This window comes from Raoultella sp., assembly GCF_039594335.1.
In the GTDB taxonomy this organism is placed as follows: Bacteria; Pseudomonadota; Gammaproteobacteria; order Enterobacterales; family Enterobacteriaceae; genus Klebsiella.
The window spans coordinates 1-16,495 of record NZ_JBCNNS010000096.1; the positions used below are offsets into that span (position 1 = coordinate 1).

The 16,495-nt window shown below is 53.6% G+C and carries 15 protein-coding genes; 8 read left to right on the forward strand and 7 right to left on the reverse strand.

Features of this window, described 5'->3' with window-relative positions:
• The 3 genes from ACZAHD_RS16155 to asnC all read right to left on the reverse strand — a co-directional run.
• A partial coding sequence (locus ACZAHD_RS16155; RefSeq protein WP_462457674.1) for an FAD-dependent oxidoreductase occupies positions 1–548 on the reverse strand: 548 nt, incomplete at its 3' end.
• A 381-nt stretch (positions 549–929) separates the two neighbouring features.
• On the reverse strand, positions 930–1,370 hold the full coding sequence (mioC, locus tag ACZAHD_RS16160) for an FMN-binding protein MioC (RefSeq protein ID WP_462457675.1): 441 nt from the start codon (positions 1,368–1,370) through the stop codon (positions 930–932).
• 91 nt (positions 1,371–1,461) lie between these two features.
• On the reverse strand, positions 1,462–1,920 hold the full coding sequence (gene asnC / locus ACZAHD_RS16165; RefSeq protein WP_045853727.1) for a transcriptional regulator AsnC: 459 nt from the start codon (positions 1,918–1,920) through the stop codon (positions 1,462–1,464).
• A gap of 152 nt (positions 1,921–2,072) precedes the next feature.
• Here asnC and asnA point away from each other — a divergent pair, with 152 nt between their 5' ends.
• Positions 2,073–3,065, forward strand: coding sequence for an aspartate--ammonia ligase (gene asnA / locus ACZAHD_RS16170; protein ID WP_462457676.1), 993 nt, complete (start codon positions 2,073–2,075; stop codon positions 3,063–3,065).
• Between the two features lie 17 nt (positions 3,066–3,082).
• Here the strand turns inward: asnA and viaA are convergent, their stop codons facing one another.
• Together viaA and ravA are read right to left on the reverse strand one after the other, a co-directional pair.
• Positions 3,083–4,531, reverse strand: a complete 1,449-nt coding sequence (gene viaA / locus ACZAHD_RS16175) for an ATPase RavA stimulator ViaA (RefSeq protein WP_462457677.1) — start codon at positions 4,529–4,531, stop codon at positions 3,083–3,085.
• Positions 4,528–6,027 carry an ATPase RavA gene (gene ravA, locus ACZAHD_RS16180; protein ID WP_462457678.1) on the reverse strand — a complete coding sequence of 500 codons (1,500 nt, stop codon included), beginning with the start codon at positions 6,025–6,027 and terminating at the stop codon, positions 4,528–4,530. Before ravA ends, viaA begins: the two co-directional genes overlap by 4 nt.
• Positions 6,028–6,244: 217 nt before the next feature.
• Here ravA and kup point away from each other — a divergent pair, with 217 nt between their 5' ends.
• The 7 genes from kup to rbsR all read left to right on the forward strand — a co-directional run bounded on the left by kup (position 6,245) and on the right by rbsR (position 14,148).
• On the forward strand, positions 6,245–8,113 hold the full coding sequence (gene kup, locus ACZAHD_RS16185) for a low affinity potassium transporter Kup (RefSeq protein WP_462457679.1): 1,869 nt from the start codon (positions 6,245–6,247) through the stop codon (positions 8,111–8,113).
• A gap of 184 nt (positions 8,114–8,297) precedes the next feature.
• Complete coding sequence (gene rbsD, locus ACZAHD_RS16190; protein ID WP_462457680.1) at positions 8,298–8,717, forward strand: D-ribose pyranase; 420 nt, start codon at positions 8,298–8,300, stop codon at positions 8,715–8,717.
• Between the two features lie 10 nt (positions 8,718–8,727).
• Positions 8,728–10,233, forward strand: coding sequence for a ribose ABC transporter ATP-binding protein RbsA (gene rbsA / locus ACZAHD_RS16195; protein WP_462457681.1), 1,506 nt, complete (start codon positions 8,728–8,730; stop codon positions 10,231–10,233).
• Between the two features lie 5 nt (positions 10,234–10,238).
• Entirely contained in the window at positions 10,239–11,204 is a 966-nt protein-coding gene (gene rbsC, locus ACZAHD_RS16200) for a ribose ABC transporter permease (RefSeq protein WP_462457682.1), read from the forward strand.
• Positions 11,205–11,231: 27 nt separating this feature from the next.
• Positions 11,232–12,122, forward strand: a complete 891-nt coding sequence (rbsB, locus tag ACZAHD_RS16205) for a ribose ABC transporter substrate-binding protein RbsB (protein WP_462457683.1) — start codon at positions 11,232–11,234, stop codon at positions 12,120–12,122.
• 100 nt (positions 12,123–12,222) lie between these two features.
• Entirely contained in the window at positions 12,223–13,152 is a 930-nt protein-coding gene (gene rbsK / locus ACZAHD_RS16210) for a ribokinase (RefSeq protein WP_462457684.1), read from the forward strand.
• 12 nt (positions 13,153–13,164) lie between these two features.
• Positions 13,165–14,148 carry a ribose operon transcriptional repressor RbsR gene (rbsR, locus tag ACZAHD_RS16215; protein WP_462457687.1) on the forward strand — a complete coding sequence of 328 codons (984 nt, stop codon included), beginning with the start codon at positions 13,165–13,167 and terminating at the stop codon, positions 14,146–14,148.
• Here rbsR and mdtD read toward each other — a convergent pair.
• Positions 14,145–15,542: a multidrug transporter subunit MdtD gene (gene mdtD, locus ACZAHD_RS16220; protein WP_462457685.1), complete on the reverse strand. Its 1,398-nt coding sequence runs from the start codon at positions 15,540–15,542 to the stop codon at positions 14,145–14,147. The two genes, rbsR and mdtD, sit on opposite strands and share 4 nt — an antisense overlap.
• A 12-nt stretch (positions 15,543–15,554) precedes the next feature.
• Positions 15,555–16,256, reverse strand: a complete 702-nt coding sequence (locus ACZAHD_RS16225; protein ID WP_462457686.1) for a FadR/GntR family transcriptional regulator — start codon at positions 16,254–16,256, stop codon at positions 15,555–15,557.
• Positions 16,257–16,495: the final 239 nt, after the last annotated feature.

A 16,495-nucleotide genomic window follows, 5' to 3' on the forward strand; every position in this document is an offset into this window, starting at 1 on the left:
AGCGGAATGGACGGCGGATCGCCTGCGCGGCCACCGCTGTAGTTATCCAGCCCGATATGGATCTTGCCATCAAGGAAGGTGCCAACGGTCAGGACTACCGCTTTGGCGCGGAATTTCAGTCCCATCTGAGTAACGGCACCGACAACCCGATCGTTCTCAACAATCAGATCCTCTACCGCCTGCTGGAAGATCATCAGGTTGGGCTGGTTTTCCAGCGCAGTGCGCACCGCCTGACGATAGAGCACGCGGTCTGCCTGAGCTCGGGTGGCCCGTACCGCCGGGCCTTTGCTGGCGTTTAGTATCCTAAACTGAATGCCTGCCTGGTCGATCGCTTTCGCCATCAGTCCGCCAAGTGCATCCACTTCTTTTACCAGGTGTCCTTTCCCAATGCCGCCAATCGCCGGGTTGCAGCTCATCTGCCCCAACGTGTCGATATTGTGTGTCAAAAGCAGGGTCTGCTGACCCATTCGCGCTGCGGCCATCGCGGCCTCAGTGCCTGCATGACCCCCGCCAATGATGATGACGTCAAAAGGATCCTGATAAAACATGGTGGTATGCCTCGCATAAAGCGGTTTGAAAATGGATTGAAGCCCGGGCCGTGGATTCTACTCAACTTTAGTCGATCGAGAAAGCTCCGGGATCTTGAGTATTAAAAAGAAGATCTTTTATTTAGAGATCTGTTTTACTGTGATCTCTTATTAGGATCGAACCTTTCTGTGGATAAGCCCGATCTGCGGTTTAAGATCAAATACTTAAGAAGGATCACTATCTGTGAATGATCGGTGATCCTGTTCCGTATAAGCTGGGATCAAAATGAAGGGTTATACACAGGTCAAAAAGCAGTCACGGGTTATACGTTGGATAACTACCGGTTGATCAGAGCTTTTAAGTATAGTTATCCACAGGAGATCGGACGATCTTTACAAAACTTAGAGTAAATCTTTCCAGGATCCGACCCAAATCTCAGCCGGATCTTCCGGAATTTCATGTTCCAGGACATTTATCTTCAGCGTTTCGCCGATCTGTTGTGCACCACATGTCTTCAATGCGCTGTCGATTTTGTCGATAGCGCCGCAGAAGGTGTCGTATTCGCGGCTGCCGATGCCTACGGCGCCAAAACGAACGGCGGACAGATCAGCCTGCTTTTCCTGAAGCGCTTCATAGAACGGCTGCAGATTATCAGGGATATCCCCCGCGCCATGTGTAGAGGAGATAACTAACCAGATGCCCTCGGCCTGCAGATCCTCGATCATCGGACCGTGCTGGATTTCTGTGCTGTAGCCCGCCTCTTCCAGCTTTTCAGCCAGATGCTCCGCTACATATTCCGCACTGCCCAGGGTACTGCCGCTGATAAGCGTAATATCTGCCATGATCGCCTGCTCAATTATTCAGAGTGGCACATTGTACGCTGTGTGCGAGCTGGGATCTACCTGTGGAAAATGTGGGATTAAAAAAATCCGCTCACGGGCGGATAGTCCGCATGATCGGGTTTTGCAGGGAGATCAGGGTTTCAGTGGACTGAATTTCATCGATTGTTTGGATCTTGTTGATAAGTACCTGCTGCAGGGCATCGATCGAGCGGCACATCACCTTAATAAAGATGCTGTAGTGTCCGGTGGTGTAATAGGCCTCGGTGACCTCATCGAGGCTTTCGAGTCTGGCCAGCGCGGAAGGGTAGTCTTTGGCGCTTTTCAAAATGATGCCGATAAAGCAGCAGACGTCGTAACCGAGTTGTTTGGGATTCACGTCGATACGGGCGCCGGTGATGATGCCCGCCTGTTTCATCTTCTCCACGCGAACATGAATCGTCCCCGGGCTGACGCCAAACTGTTTGGCCAGTTCAGCATAGGCGGTACGGGCATTGGCCATTAAGGCCTCCAGGATGCCGCGGTCCAGATTGTCGATCTGATAATTTTCCATAGGTTTTTCTTATGATGTTTGATGATCCTTTCTATATTAGCCGTATATTTTAATGAATCAAAAGTGAAAGTGGCTTTTTGTTGTTTGATTATTGAGTTTGTAGTCATTTTTGTTGCTTAATCAATATCAACAGGACGCAGGAGTCATAAAAAATGAAAACCGCATACATCGCAAAACAACGCCAGATTAGTTTCGTTAAGTCTCACTTTTCCCGCCAGTTGGAAGAGAAACTTGGTCTGATTGAAGTCCAGGCGCCTATCTTAAGCCGCGTAGGAGACGGGACTCAGGACAACCTGTCTGGTTGCGAGAAAGCGGTTCAGGTTAAAGTGAAAACGCTGCCAGACGCCCAGTTTGAAGTAGTTCATTCACTGGCGAAGTGGAAACGTCAAACGCTGGGACAACACGACTTTAGCGCGGGTGAAGGGCTGTACACGCACATGAAGGCCCTTCGCCCCGATGAAGACCGACTGACTGCCATCCACTCTGTTTATGTCGACCAGTGGGACTGGGAACGCGTGATGGGTGACGATGAACGCCATGCCGGAACATTAAAATCAACCGTAGAGGCTATCTACGCTGGGATCAAAGCGACCGAAGCCGCCGTGTGTCAAGAATTCGGCCTGACGCCGTTCCTGCCGGAACAGATTCAGTTCATTCATAGCCAGACGCTGCTGAGCCGTTATCCGGATCTCGATGCCAAAGGCCGCGAACGGGCGGTTGCGAAAGAGCTGGGAGCCGTATTCCTGATGGGCATTGGTGGTAAGCTTTCTGATGGCCAGCGTCACGATGTTCGTGCGCCGGATTATGATGACTGGAGTACGTCGGTTGAGGAAGGTTTTAGCGGCCTGAACGGCGATATTCTGGTGTGGAACCCGGTGCTGGAAGACGCTTTCGAGCTCTCCTCTATGGGGATCCGCGTGGATGCCGATGCCCTGAAACGTCAGTTGGCGATCACCGGTGATGAGGATCGTCTGAAGCTGGAGTGGCACCAGGCACTGCTGCGCGGTGAAATGCCGCAGACTATTGGCGGCGGCATTGGTCAATCTCGTCTTACCATGCTGCTGTTGCAGCTGGATCATATCGGCCAGGTACAGTGCGGCGTGTGGCCGGCGCAGGTTCGTGAGAGCGTGACTTCGCTCCTTTAATCGCCCCGATAGCTTCGTTAACGCCGCCAGCGTCGCAGCAGGCGGCTACGTAACCCAGTATCAAAGCGCCAGATATGATCGAAGATGCGCATAATGCCGGGTTTGCCATGTACAGACATCGCCACCGCATGAAAGCGATGATGGTGCTTGCGCTGTAGCTCCCCTACCTTATTGATCACCTCATCCGGCAGACGCTGGGCAATAAAATCGGAAATCACCACCGCGTCGGCGTCAACCCACTGCGGATTTTGCATTCGCTCAATGATGGAACGGAAACAGCTGGCTAAATCCGTGCCGCCGCGAAAACGCTGGCTCAGGAAGCGGATCGCCTGCTCCAGGCCCTGCGGGCCCGTCAGCTCGTAATGCACCACTTCGCTGGAGAACAGCATAATAAAGCAGCGGCGATTGTCGGCCAGTGCCACTCGCATTAATGCCAGGCAAAACGCCTTGGCGCACTGTTCGTTGAAACCGCCCATCGAACCGGAAGTATCGACGCAGACGATAAACGGCCCGCGCGGTTGTTCGTCAAAATCTTGCCGGGTCACCGGCCTCTCGGTGATTTTTTCCCGCCAGGCGTCGCCATGTAACCGATAGGTCAGTAGCTGCTTTTCTACCAGCTTGCGATAGAACTCGAATTCCAGTTCCGTGATCCCCAGCGTCGCCAGCTCCGGCGGGAGCAGACGCAGGATATCGTCGCTCTGCTGCAGGCCATCAACCTGTTCCGGTACCGTTGCCGGCTCACGAACCAGGCTGCGAAAGGCTTCCATCGGCGCATCTTTTTTTGGCACCGATTTGGCTTCCCGAGAACGGCCTAACTGTTCAGCCAGCTGCATCAGTTCCGGCTGCTGACTGAGAAAGTCACCGTAGCGAATGATCAGCTGATAGTCGGCGCGTTTCAGCTCGCCGGCACTCATATCCCACAGCCGACCCGCAGCGTTATCGTTCTCCACCAGCACCGGCTCCAGTTGCCCGCTCAGGGTCATCCTTTCCTGGACTTCGCTCAGCAGCTGATCGCGTTCTTCATCCAGCAACTGCTGGTTGAGAGTGGTTGCCTGCACCACCAGACTCAGACGCCAACGTTGCAAAAACAGAGTATGGAGCGCGGGTGTAAAGGTGGCATTGTTATCCACCAGCTGCTGTGCCTGGGTGGCAAACGGCGAGTGCAACTGATGCAACTGGCCAAGGATCTGTGGGAGCTGCACGATGAACTGCGAGGTGGAGAGCAGTTGCGATCGCTGATAGTGCTGTACTTCGATATCCAGCTCCGGGGGGATCGACGTCTCTTTAAGTCGGGCTCGGACGGCCTCCCGCCAGCGCGGAATATCGGCGGCGATAATATTCTTCAGGCGCGGAAATTTTTCGAAGAACACGGCAAGCTGAGGAGAGGCCAGCAACGCCAGCAGCATCTCTTCAATCATCCCCTCTTCGCTGACTGCCAGCATGACATTCAGCATATCCAGCGTCATGGCTGCCGCGCCTGTTTAATCTGCGCGCCGACGTCTTGCAGGCTGGCTTCAATACGTCCTAACCAGTCGCCGGGAATAAACAGACATTTTTGCTGTTCGCTAAAGCGATTATGTTGCTGGTGCCACTCGTCATCCAGAGCTTCGAGTTGCTGGCGGATTTCTGACGGCATGTTTTCTTGCGATTCGCTGCCGGGCAATGACAGGCGGGAGCCTTGCAGGCTGACGTCGCGAACGACCAGATGCAGGCTAGTATCGACATCGATATTTAACTGTTGGGCGAAACCAATGCCGTTAAGCTTACCGCGGATTTCACCGCCTTTTTCCAGCCAGTGCGAGAGCTCTTCGCGGACGAAGGTAATATGAATCACTTCCATGTCGTGCAGCTTAAGCGGCTGCTGGAGCAGCAGAGTCAGCGTGGTATCCTTGAGTTCAGACGGTAATTCATAATGCGGTTTACGACTGAACATTCCGCCGAGGCGCGTGACCTTCAGCGCGGTTTTGTCGCTGTGCTGCTGTTGGATTTGAATGCGTCTTTGGGTTATGGCGCCCAGTTTGGTCAGCATTGCCTGCTGCTGCCAGGCATGGCTGGTCATCAAGGTTTCCAGCTGTTGTGACATCAGATTCATGCTTTCGATATCGTGCCACAGGCAATCTTTCAGCAAAATCAGATCGATAGGAGCAATCATATCCCGGCCGCTGAAGAAGGCGCTGGCCTGCAGCAGACGAATGGCTTTTTTCCAGCGCCGATCCGAGACATAAGGCGAACCCGGTAACGTATCCAACTGCTGGCGGAGCTGGAAGATAAGCTCAAACACGCTATCCGTGAGTTTCACGGCGCTTATATCCTGCTGCCACTGGCGGAACTCTTCATCGCTGACCTGCAGGCTGGCAGGGACCGGATTGCTGGTTTCATCCTGCTGACTTATCAGCATTGAGCGGAAGTTCGTTTTATCCTGGACCTTATCCAGCCATAAACGGATGAGCATGCGATCGTACAACGCTTCAAGGCTACTGTCCGCTTCCGGTAATTCATTTGAGGCTGCCACCAGCAGGCGCATGGGGATTTTTTCTTCTTTCGCCCCGTTGCGGAAATGACGTTCGTTGATTGCCGTCAGTAAGGTGTTGAGGATCGCCGGGCCTGCTTTCCAGATTTCATCAAGGAAGACGATTTCGGCTTCCGGAAGATAACCTGTCGTCAGGCGCTCGTAGCGCCCTTCATCCTTCAGCGCCTGGATGGAGAGTGGGCCAAAAACTTCTTCCGGAGTGGAAAAGCGGGTCATCAGGTATTCAAAAGCACGGGCTTGCTGAAAGGCGAATTTGAGGCGGCGGGCGATCAGGCTTTTCGCGATGCCCGGCGGACCGAGTAAAAAAACGCTTTCGCCGCTGAGTGCGGCAAGCAGGCAGAGTCGTATCGCGTGACTGCGTTCGAACAAACCTTTTTCAAGGGAGGCGCTGAGCCGGGAAATTCTTTCTGCCAGTAAATGTGATTGAGCCATAATTGAGTTGCGTGCTTTTTCATGTTTCGTTATTGGTTCGAGTATAGATGTTTGATTAGGGATGGTAATAGCCTGAAGAATCGATTTATTTTCTTTGAGGCAGGTTAATATGATGTTAGTTAGGGGTACGATTCAGCAAATAATCGTGCATACTGTGCGCTTTTTGTGGGCCAAGGGACTAGGCACACATTTGTTTTATAAACGAAAAGACTAGTCTATGAGCACTGATAATAAGCAATCGTTGCCAGCAATAACGCTGGCGGCTATCGGCGTGGTATACGGAGATATCGGTACCAGTCCGCTGTATACACTTCGGGAATGTCTGTCTGGTCAGTTTGGCTTTGGCGTTGAACGTGATGCTGTTTTTGGCTTTCTGTCGCTAATATTCTGGCTGTTGATCTTTACCGTATCACTCAAATATATCACTTTTGTCATGCGCGCAGATAACGCCGGTGAAGGGGGGATTCTGACGCTGATGTCGCTGGCGGGTCGCAATACGTCCGCTCGAATGACGTCGGTTCTGGTTATTCTTGGCCTGATTGGCGGCAGCTTCTTCTATGGTGAAGTGGTGATTACCCCGGCGATTTCAGTCATGTCGGCTATTGAAGGGCTGGAAATTATCGCCCCTAATCTGGATACCTGGATTGTCCCCATCTCCATTATCGTGTTGACGCTGCTGTTTGCTATCCAGAAGCACGGTACCAGTATGGTCGGCAAGCTGTTTGCGCCGATTATGCTGATTTGGTTCCTGTTGCTGGCGGTGCTGGGCGCGCGCAGCATTATCGCCAACCCGGAAGTGCTGCAGGCGCTAAACCCTTACTGGGCGGTTCATTTCTTCCTTGAATATAAAACCGTCTCTTTTGTTGCGTTGGGCGCGGTGGTGCTGTCCATTACCGGTGTCGAAGCGCTGTATGCGGATATGGGGCACTTTGGCAAACTCCCGATTCGTCTGGCCTGGTTTTCGGTGGTCCTGCCCTCGCTGGTGCTGAACTACTTCGGTCAGGGAGCACTGCTGTTGCAGCACCCGGAAGCGATCAAAAACCCCTTCTTCCTGCTGGCCCCTGAATGGGCGCTGATTCCGATGCTGATCATTGCGGCGCTGGCGACGGTTATCGCCTCGCAGGCGGTTATTTCCGGAGTCTTCTCGCTGACTCGCCAGGCGGTTCGCCTGGGGTATCTGTCGCCGATGCGGATTATTCATACCTCGGAAATGGAGTCCGGACAGATCTATATTCCGTTCATCAACTGGCTGCTGTATGTCTCGGTGGTCATCGTGATTATCAACTTCGAGCACTCTTCGAACCTGGCGGCGGCGTACGGGATCGCGGTAACGGGAACCATGGTGCTGACCACGATTCTCTTCACTACGGTTGCGCGTAAAAACTGGCACTGGAATAAGTTCTTTGTGACGTTGCTCTTTATTGCCTTTATGAGCATTGATTTTCCGCTGTTCTCGGCCAACCTCGATAAGATTGTTTCCGGCGGCTGGCTGCCGTTAACGCTGGGTCTGGTGATGTTCACCGTGATGACGACCTGGAAAAGCGAACGTTTCCGTCTGCTGCGTCGGATGCATGAACACGGTAACTCTCTGGAAGCGATGATCTCTTCCCTGGAAAAATCACCGCCGGTTCGCGTACCGGGGACCGCCGTGTATATGTCCCGTGCGCTGAACGTGATTCCTTTTGCGCTGCTGCATAACCTCAAGCATAACAAGGTGCTGCACGAACGCGTGATTCTGCTGACGCTGCGTACTGAAGATGCACCTTACGTGCATAATGTTCGTCGCGTGCAGATTGAGCAGATTTCACCGTCTTTCTGGCGCGTGGTGGCCAGCTACGGCTGGCGCGAAACGCCAAACGTGGAAGAGGTGTTCCATCGCTGTGGGCTGGAAGGACTGAGTTGCAGAATGATGGAAACCTCGTTCTTTATGTCGCATGAATCGTTGATTATCGGTAAACGACCATGGTATTTGCGTCTGCGTGGAAAACTCTACCTCCTGCTGCAGCGTAACGCCCTGAGGGCACCGGATCAGTTTGAAATCCCGCCAAACCGGGTGATTGAACTCGGCACTCAGGTCGAAATTTGATGCTCTGATGCCCTTCCTCGTGAAGGGCTTTTTGGTTTTTTTGCCCCGCTTCACTTTTCCTTCCCGGCGTTTGCGAAACGTTTCGATGGCGATCACATTTCTCTCTTCTGGTGATGGTTTTTCGTGTGTGTATTGACAATACTTGCGACAGCGAAACGTTTCGCTACTGGAGCAAAAGAGAAAAATGAAAAAAGGCACCGTACTTAACGCTGATATTTCTTCGGTTATCTCCCGCCTGGGTCATACCGATACGCTGGTGGTCTGTGATGCCGGTTTACCGGTTCCCCGCAGCAGCGCGCGCATCGATATGGCATTAACCCAGGGCGTACCCTCCTTTATGCAGGTTCTGGAGGTGGTGACGGCGGAAATGCAGGTTGAGGCGGCGATCCTGGCGGAAGAGATAAAAACTCACAATCCGCAGCTCCATGCAACGTTGCTCACTCACCTTGAGCTGCTGCAGCAACGCCAGGGAAATACCATTGAAATTCGTTACACCAGTCATGAGCAGTTTAAAAAACAAACCGCAGACAGTCAGGCGGTGATTCGCAGCGGGGAGTGTTCCCCGTATGCGAACGTGATTCTCTGTGCCGGCGTGACGTTTTGAGGTCGCCGCTATGGAAGCCTTATTGCAATTAAAAGGGATCGATAAAGCGTTCCCTGGCGTGAAGGCGCTCTCCGGCGCCTCGCTCAATGTCTACGCTGGCCGCGTGATGGCACTGGTCGGCGAAAACGGTGCCGGCAAATCCACCATGATGAAGGTGCTGACCGGTATCTATACCCGCGATGCTGGCTCATTGTTGTGGCTCGGCAAAGAGATCTCTTTCCACGGACCGAAGTCCTCCCAGGAAGCCGGAATCGGCATTATTCATCAGGAACTCAACCTGATCCCACAGCTGACGATTGCAGAAAACATTTTCCTCGGTCGTGAGTTCGTGAACCGGTTTGGCAAAATCGACTGGAAAATAATGTATGCCGAAGCCGACAAGCTGCTGGTGAAGCTGAACTTACGCTTTAACAGCCAGAAGCTGGTGGGCGATCTGTCGATTGGCGATCAGCAGATGGTTGAAATCGCCAAGGTGCTGAGCTTTGAGTCGAAGGTCATCATTATGGATGAACCAACGGACGCATTAACCGATACCGAAACGGAATCTCTGTTTCGCGTCATCCGCGAGCTGAAAGCGCAAGGGCGCGGGATTGTCTATATCTCTCACCGTATGAAAGAGATCTTCGAGATTTGTGATGACGTGACGGTTTTTCGCGACGGGCAGTTTATTGCCGAGCGCGAGGTGGCCAGTCTGAATGAAGATTTGCTGATCGAAATGATGGTTGGCCGCAAGCTGGAAGAGCAGTACCCGCATCTGGGTAAAGCGCCGGGGGCGGTTCGTCTGAAGGTGGACAACCTGTGCGGACCTGGCGTTGAAAATGTGACCTTTTCCCTTCGTCAGGGTGAAATTCTCGGCGTCGCCGGGCTGATGGGGGCCGGACGAACGGAGTTGATGAAGGTGCTGTACGGCGCTCTGCCGCGCTCCAGCGGTTCCGTCACGCTCGACGGCCATGAAGTGGTGACCCGTTCTCCTCAGGATGGTCTGGCAAACGGGATTGTCTATATCTCCGAAGACCGCAAGCGCGATGGCTTAGTGCTCGGCATGTCGGTGAAAGAAAACATGTCGTTAACGGCACTGCGCTATTTCAGCCATGCTGGTGGTCGCCTGAAGCACAAAGATGAGCAGCAGGCGGTGAGCGATTTTATCCGCTTATTCAATGTGAAAACACCGTCAATGGAACAGGCAATAGGCCTGCTCTCCGGTGGTAACCAGCAAAAAGTGGCTATCGCTCGCGGGCTGATGACGCGGCCGAAGGTGCTGATCCTTGATGAACCGACCCGCGGCGTGGATGTCGGGGCGAAGAAAGAGATCTATCAACTGATCAACCAGTTTAAAGCCGATGGTCTGAGCATCATTCTGGTCTCTTCGGAGATGCCGGAAGTGTTGGGCATGAGCGATCGCATCATTGTGATGCATGAAGGGCATCTCGGCGGTGAGTTCACACGCGAGCAGGCCACCCAGGAAGTATTGATGGCTGCCGCTGTGGGCAAGCTTAACCGTGTGAATCAGGAGTAAAAAAGATGACAACCCAGGCTGTTTCTGGTCGCCGCTATTTCACAAAAGCATGGCTGATGGAGCAAAAGTCGTTGATTGCCCTGCTGGTGCTGATAGCGATTGTTTCGACCATGAGCCCTAACTTTTTTACCGTTAATAACCTCTTCAATATCCTGCAACAAACGTCGGTCAACGCCATTATGGCCGTCGGAATGACGCTGGTCATTCTGACCTCAGGGATCGACCTGTCCGTCGGGTCTTTGTTGGCGCTGACCGGCGCGGTTGCGGCATCGATTGTAGGGCTGGAGGTTAATGCGCTGGTGGCGATTGCCGCAGCGCTTGCCTTAGGCGCGGCAATTGGCGCGGTGACCGGCGTTATTGTGGCTAAAGGGCGTGTTCAGGCCTTTATCGCCACCCTGGTGATGATGCTGCTCCTGCGCGGGGTGACGATGGTGTACACCAACGGTAGCCCGGTGAACACCGGATTTACGGATAACGCCGACCTGTTTGGCTGGTTTGGTATCGGTCGACCGTTAGGGGTTCCAACGCCGGTGTGGATTATGGCAATCGTCTTTCTGGCGGCCTGGTTCATGCTGCACCATACGCGGCTGGGTCGTTATATCTACGCGCTGGGCGGTAACGAGGCTGCGACCCGCTTATCCGGCATCAGCGTCAATAAAGTCAAAATCATTGTCTATTCGCTATGCGGCCTGCTGGCTTCGCTGGCGGGGATTATCGAAGTGGCGCGTCTCTCTTCCGCGCAGCCGACGGCGGGTACCGGCTATGAACTGGATGCTATCGCGGCGGTCGTGCTTGGCGGTACCAGTCTGGCGGGAGGGAAAGGCCGTATTGTCGGTACCTTAATTGGTGCGTTGATCCTTGGCTTCTTGAACAACGGTTTGAATCTATTAGGCGTTTCTTCCTATTACCAGATGATCGTGAAAGCGGTGGTAATTTTGCTGGCGGTGCTGGTAGACAACAAAAAGCAGTAACTAAGAACTCTACAGGACATCTTAACTATGAATATGAAAAAACTGGCGACCCTGGTCTCTGCTGTGGCTCTCAGCGCAACCGTCAGCGCCAACGCGATAGCGAAAGATACCATCGCCCTGGTTATCTCTACCCTGAATAACCCATTCTTTGTTTCCCTGAAAGAGGGGGCGCAGAAAGAAGCTGACAAACTGGGCTACAACCTGGTGGTACTGGATTCGCAGAACAACCCGGCGAAAGAACTGGCGAACGTGCAGGATTTAACGGTACGTGGCGCGAAGCTGCTGCTGATTAACCCCACCGATTCTGATGCGGTAGGTAATGCCGTGAAGATGGCTAACCAGGCGAAGATCCCGGTCATTACCCTCGACCGTCAGGCTTCGAAAGGCGATGTGGTCAGCCATATCGCGTCTGATAACGTGCTGGGCGGTAAGATGGCCGGTGACTATATTGCGAAGAAAGCCGGTGAAGGCGCCAAAGTGATTGAACTGCAGGGTATTGCAGGGACCTCCGCGGCTCGTGAACGTGGTGAAGGCTTTAAGCAGGCCGTTGCCGCGCACAAATTCAATGTTCTGGCCAGCCAGCCGGCAGACTTCGACCGTACCAAAGGTCTGAACGTCATGCAGAACCTGCTGACCGCTCATCCTGATGTGCAAGCGGTGTTTGCGCAGAACGATGAAATGGCGCTGGGGGCGTTGCGTGCATTACAAACGGCGGGCAAATCCGATGTGATGGTGGTTGGATTTGACGGTACTCCGGATGGTGAAAAAGCGGTAAATAGTGGCAAACTGGCAGCGACCATCGCTCAGTTGCCAGAGCAGATCGGCGTGAAAGGCGTGGAGACTGCTGATAAAGTGCTGAAGGGTGATAAAGTGGATGCCAGCTATCCGGTTGAGCTGAAGCTGGTCATTAAGCAGTAAGATGCGATTCGGACTGGAAACGGTCTGAGGGACAATATAAAAAAGAAAAGCAGGGCATGCGCCACCGGGCTCCGGTGGCGCTTTCCCGGGAACAGAAATAATGAAAACCGCAGGCAAACTTGTCGTCCTTGGCAGCATTAATGCCGATCACATTCTTAACCTTGAATCTTTCCCGACGCCGGGCGAAACCGTCACCGGTCATCATTATCAGGTGGCTTTCGGCGGTAAAGGGGCTAACCAGGCCGTCGCTGCCGGTCGAAGCGGCGCGGATATTGCGTTTATTGCCTGTACCGGCGATGACGATATCGGCGACCGCGTTCGTCGCCAGTTGGAAAGCGATAGGATCGATGTTGCGCCAGTGCGGGCGGTCAAAGATCAACCGACCGGCGTGGCGCTGATTTTTGTTAACGCCGAAGGTGAGAATGTCATCGGTATTCATGCCGGTGCTAACGCCGCGCTCTCTGTCGAGCAGGTTGAGGTGGAAAAAACGCGTATTGCGGGTGCTCAGGCGCTGCTAATGCAGCTGGAGTCACCGCTGGAAAGCGTGCTGGCGGCAGCAAAAATCGCGCATCAGCATCAAACTACCGTTGTGCTCAACCCGGCACCAGCGAGAGACCTGTCAGATGAGTTGCTTTCGCTGGTAAATATTATTACACCTAACGAAACTGAAGCAGAAAAGCTGACCGGCATCCGCGTTGAAGACGATGACGATGCGGCTAAAGCGGCCCGAGCGCTGCATGACAAAGGCATTGGTATCGTGATGATTACGCTTGGCAGCCGGGGCGTATGGGTCAGTTACGAAGGTCAGGGTCGGCGGATTCCGGGTTTTAACGTTCAGGCCATCGATACTATTGCCGCGGGTGATACCTTTAATGGCGCCTTTGTGACGGCCTTACTGGAAGGAACTGCGCTGGAAGAAGCGATCCGTTTTGCCCATGCGGCGGCGGCGATTGCCGTTACCCGCAAAGGCGCACAGCCTTCCGTACCATGGCGCGAAGAAATCGACGAGTTTTTATGTCAACAGGGGTAACGTTTGGCTACCATGAAGGATGTAGCCCGCGAGGCGGGCGTTTCCACTTCAACAGTTTCTCACGTCATTAATAAAGATCGCTTCGTCAGCGAGGCGATTACCGCCAAAGTTGATGCGGCGATTAAAAACCTTAACTATGCGCCGTCTGCGCTGGCGCGCAGCCTCAAATTAAATCAGACCCGGACTATTGGCATGCTGATCACCGCCAGTACCAATCCGTTTTATTCGGAACTGGTGCGCGGCGTTGAGCGCAGCTGTTTTGAGCGTGGCTATAGTCTGGTGCTGTGTAATACCGAAGGCGATGAGCAGCGCATGAACCGTAATCTTGAGACGCTGATGCAAAAACGCGTCGACGGTTTGCTGTTGCTGTGCACCGAAACGCATCAGCCTTCACCGGAAATTATGCAGCGTTATCCGTCAGTCCCTACGGTGATGATGGACTGGGCGCCGTTCGACGGCGATAGCGATTTGATTCAGGATAACTCGCTGCTGGGCGGCGATATGGCGACCCAATATCTGATTGATAAAGGATATACCCGCGTGGCCTGTATCGCAGGGCCGCTGGATAAAACGCCGTCGCGCTTGCGCCTGGAGGGGTATCATGCGGCGATGGCACGCGCCGGGCTTCCGGTGGCGGAAGGTTATGTCATTACCAGTGATTTCGAATTTGGCGGCGGATTTAGCGCCATGCAACGGCTGCTCGCCTTACCCGAGCGGCCGCAGGCGGTTTTCGTCGGTAACGACGCGATGGCCGTTGGGGCGTATCAATCGTTGTATCAGGCCGGGTTACGGATTCCGCAGGATATGGCGCTGGTGGGATATGACGATATTGAACTGGCGCGCTATATGACGCCGCCGCTGACCACTATCCATCAGCCGAAAGATGAACTGGGCGAACTGGCCATCGACGTGCTGATTCATCGCATGGCCGATCCGGGTCAGAAGCAGCAGCGCGTTCAGCTTACCCCGGAGCTGGTCGTTCGCGGCTCCGTTTAACGCTTGTGCCGCTCCTTAATCAGATTGCGGCCGTCTTTCGCTCTTAACAGCATAAATGTCAGCGCCGAAACCACGGTTATCACCCCCATCGTAATAAAGGTGTAGTGAAACTGTTCAACGGTATTGGCGCTGTTGAAACCTTCATAAAAACGTAGCACTGCTGCACTAATGGCAACCCCGAGGCTGATGGACAGCTGTTGTGTCACGGCCAGCAGGCTATTACCGCTGCTGGCGTTATCATCGGTCAAATCGGCCAGCGTGATGGTATTCATCGAGGTGAACTGGGTAGACATGGCCATCCCCAGAACAAACAGCGGTAGCAAGAGCATCCAGGTGGGCATTGTCGGGGACTGGAATGAGAACTGGGCAATCATCAGTCCGATAAAAATGGTGACACCGACCAGTGTTTTGCGGTAACCGAGCCAGCGTAAAATCTGAGTCACGGTCGATTTTGCGATAATCGACCCGATTGCGGTGGGGGCAATCATGCAGCCCGCGACGATCGCCGGATAGCCAAAACCGACCTGCAACATCAAGGGCATCAGAAACGGCACACAGCCGGTGCCCAGACGCGTCGCCAGATTACCGGCAATACCGACCGAAAAGGTGCGTGTCTTAAATAAAGAAAGCGAGATCAGCGGAGTCGGGTGGCGGCGCGCGTGGCGGATATAGGCCAGCAGCAGAATGACGCTGAGAGCAATGACTGAAAGGGCTATCCAGGTTGCGACGATTTTCTCGCCAAACAGTTCGATGCCGCTTGAAAACAGCACCAGGCTCAACCCAAACAACAGAAAACCGGTGATATCGAAACGCCGGCGCGGTGTGGTGAAATTCGGCATGTATTTACTCGCGTAAAGTATCCCGATAATGCCGATAGGAATATTAATGAGGAAAATCCAGTGCCAGCTGGCCCAGGTGACCAGGACTCCGCCGAGCACCGGCCCAAGAATAGGGCCAACAAGCCCGGGCATGGTGACGAAGTTCAGTACGGGGAGCAGTTCGCTGCGCGGATAGGCTCTTAATAATGCCAGGCGCGCCACCGGCATCATCATGGCGCCGCCTATCCCCTGAATCACGCGAAAGATAACCAGCTCCATTAATGAACTGGAAAGGGCACAGGCCAGCGAACCGAGCGTAAACAGGCTGACGGCAATGATAAACACCTTACGGGTGCCGAAGCGGTCGGCTAACCACCCGCTGACCGGGATAAGCATGGCGACCGTTAATGTGTAGCTGATAATGGCGGACTGCATTGCCAGCGGAGAACGGTTAAGGCTATGCGCAATGGCGGGAAGGGCGGTGTTGAGAATCGTGGCATCCAGCGCCTGCATAAAAAAAGCCATGGCGGCAATCCACGGCAGTCCGGCCATACTGCGCCCTTTTTTTTCGCTCATGTGGAACCCTTGTTACTTGCCTGAATGATTTGGTGCGTTCAATAACGTCTGGCAGGCGCTAAGCGCTCGCGGGCCATCGCTATCCTGGATTGCGTCGACAATGGCCTGGTGGAGATCCAGCTTTACCACTTCGTTCTGAGTAATAGAAGTGAAGTAGGTGTGGTAGACCGAATGAAACAGAGAAGCGAAAGCGATCAGGAACGGATTTCCGCTCATTTCATAGATGTGCTCATGCCAGGCCATATCAACTTCTATCCAGCGTTCGCGTAGAAAGCGTTTTTTTAACTGGCCCATCTCTTCCATTAAGGTATTGAGCTGAGCCTTTTGTTCTGCGTTACCGAAGGTGGCCGCCAGAAAACAGGCCTGAGGCTCCAGGCTGCTGCGCATAACCAGGAAATGGCTCACTACCTCTTCAAAGTTATCTTCCGTTAACCACCATGAGAGTAGCTCTTTGTCGAGGAAGTTCCAGCTACTGCGTGGCATGACTCGGGTACCGATACGCGGGCGCGGCAGCAACATCCCTTTGGCGGTAAGCGTCTTAACCGCCTCACGTACCGCGGTGCGACTCACGCCAAACTGTTCGCCCAATTCCATTTCGCCAGGAAGAATGCTTTCCGGCGGGTATTCGCCGGTCAGGATTTTTTGAGCCAGTTTCTCTGCCAATACCCAGGAGATGTTCTTTTGTGCCGCCAGTTGCTGTGCGCTTAAAGACATATATGCCGTTCCTTTCTCTTTTTATCCATATCAGTATGCCATCTGGTGGACTATTTCGTCGGTTAAAACAGCAAAACGCTGGTTTTTTGCCACGTTATGCGCTGCTTTGGTGAAAAAAGAGACGGTTGAAAAGTTTTTTTTAAACAGGGCTTGTCAACGTCAGAGAACTCCCTATAATGCGCCTCCACTGGCACGGAACAACGGCTTACAGGCCGCCGGGTTAGCGGGGTTCAGCGATG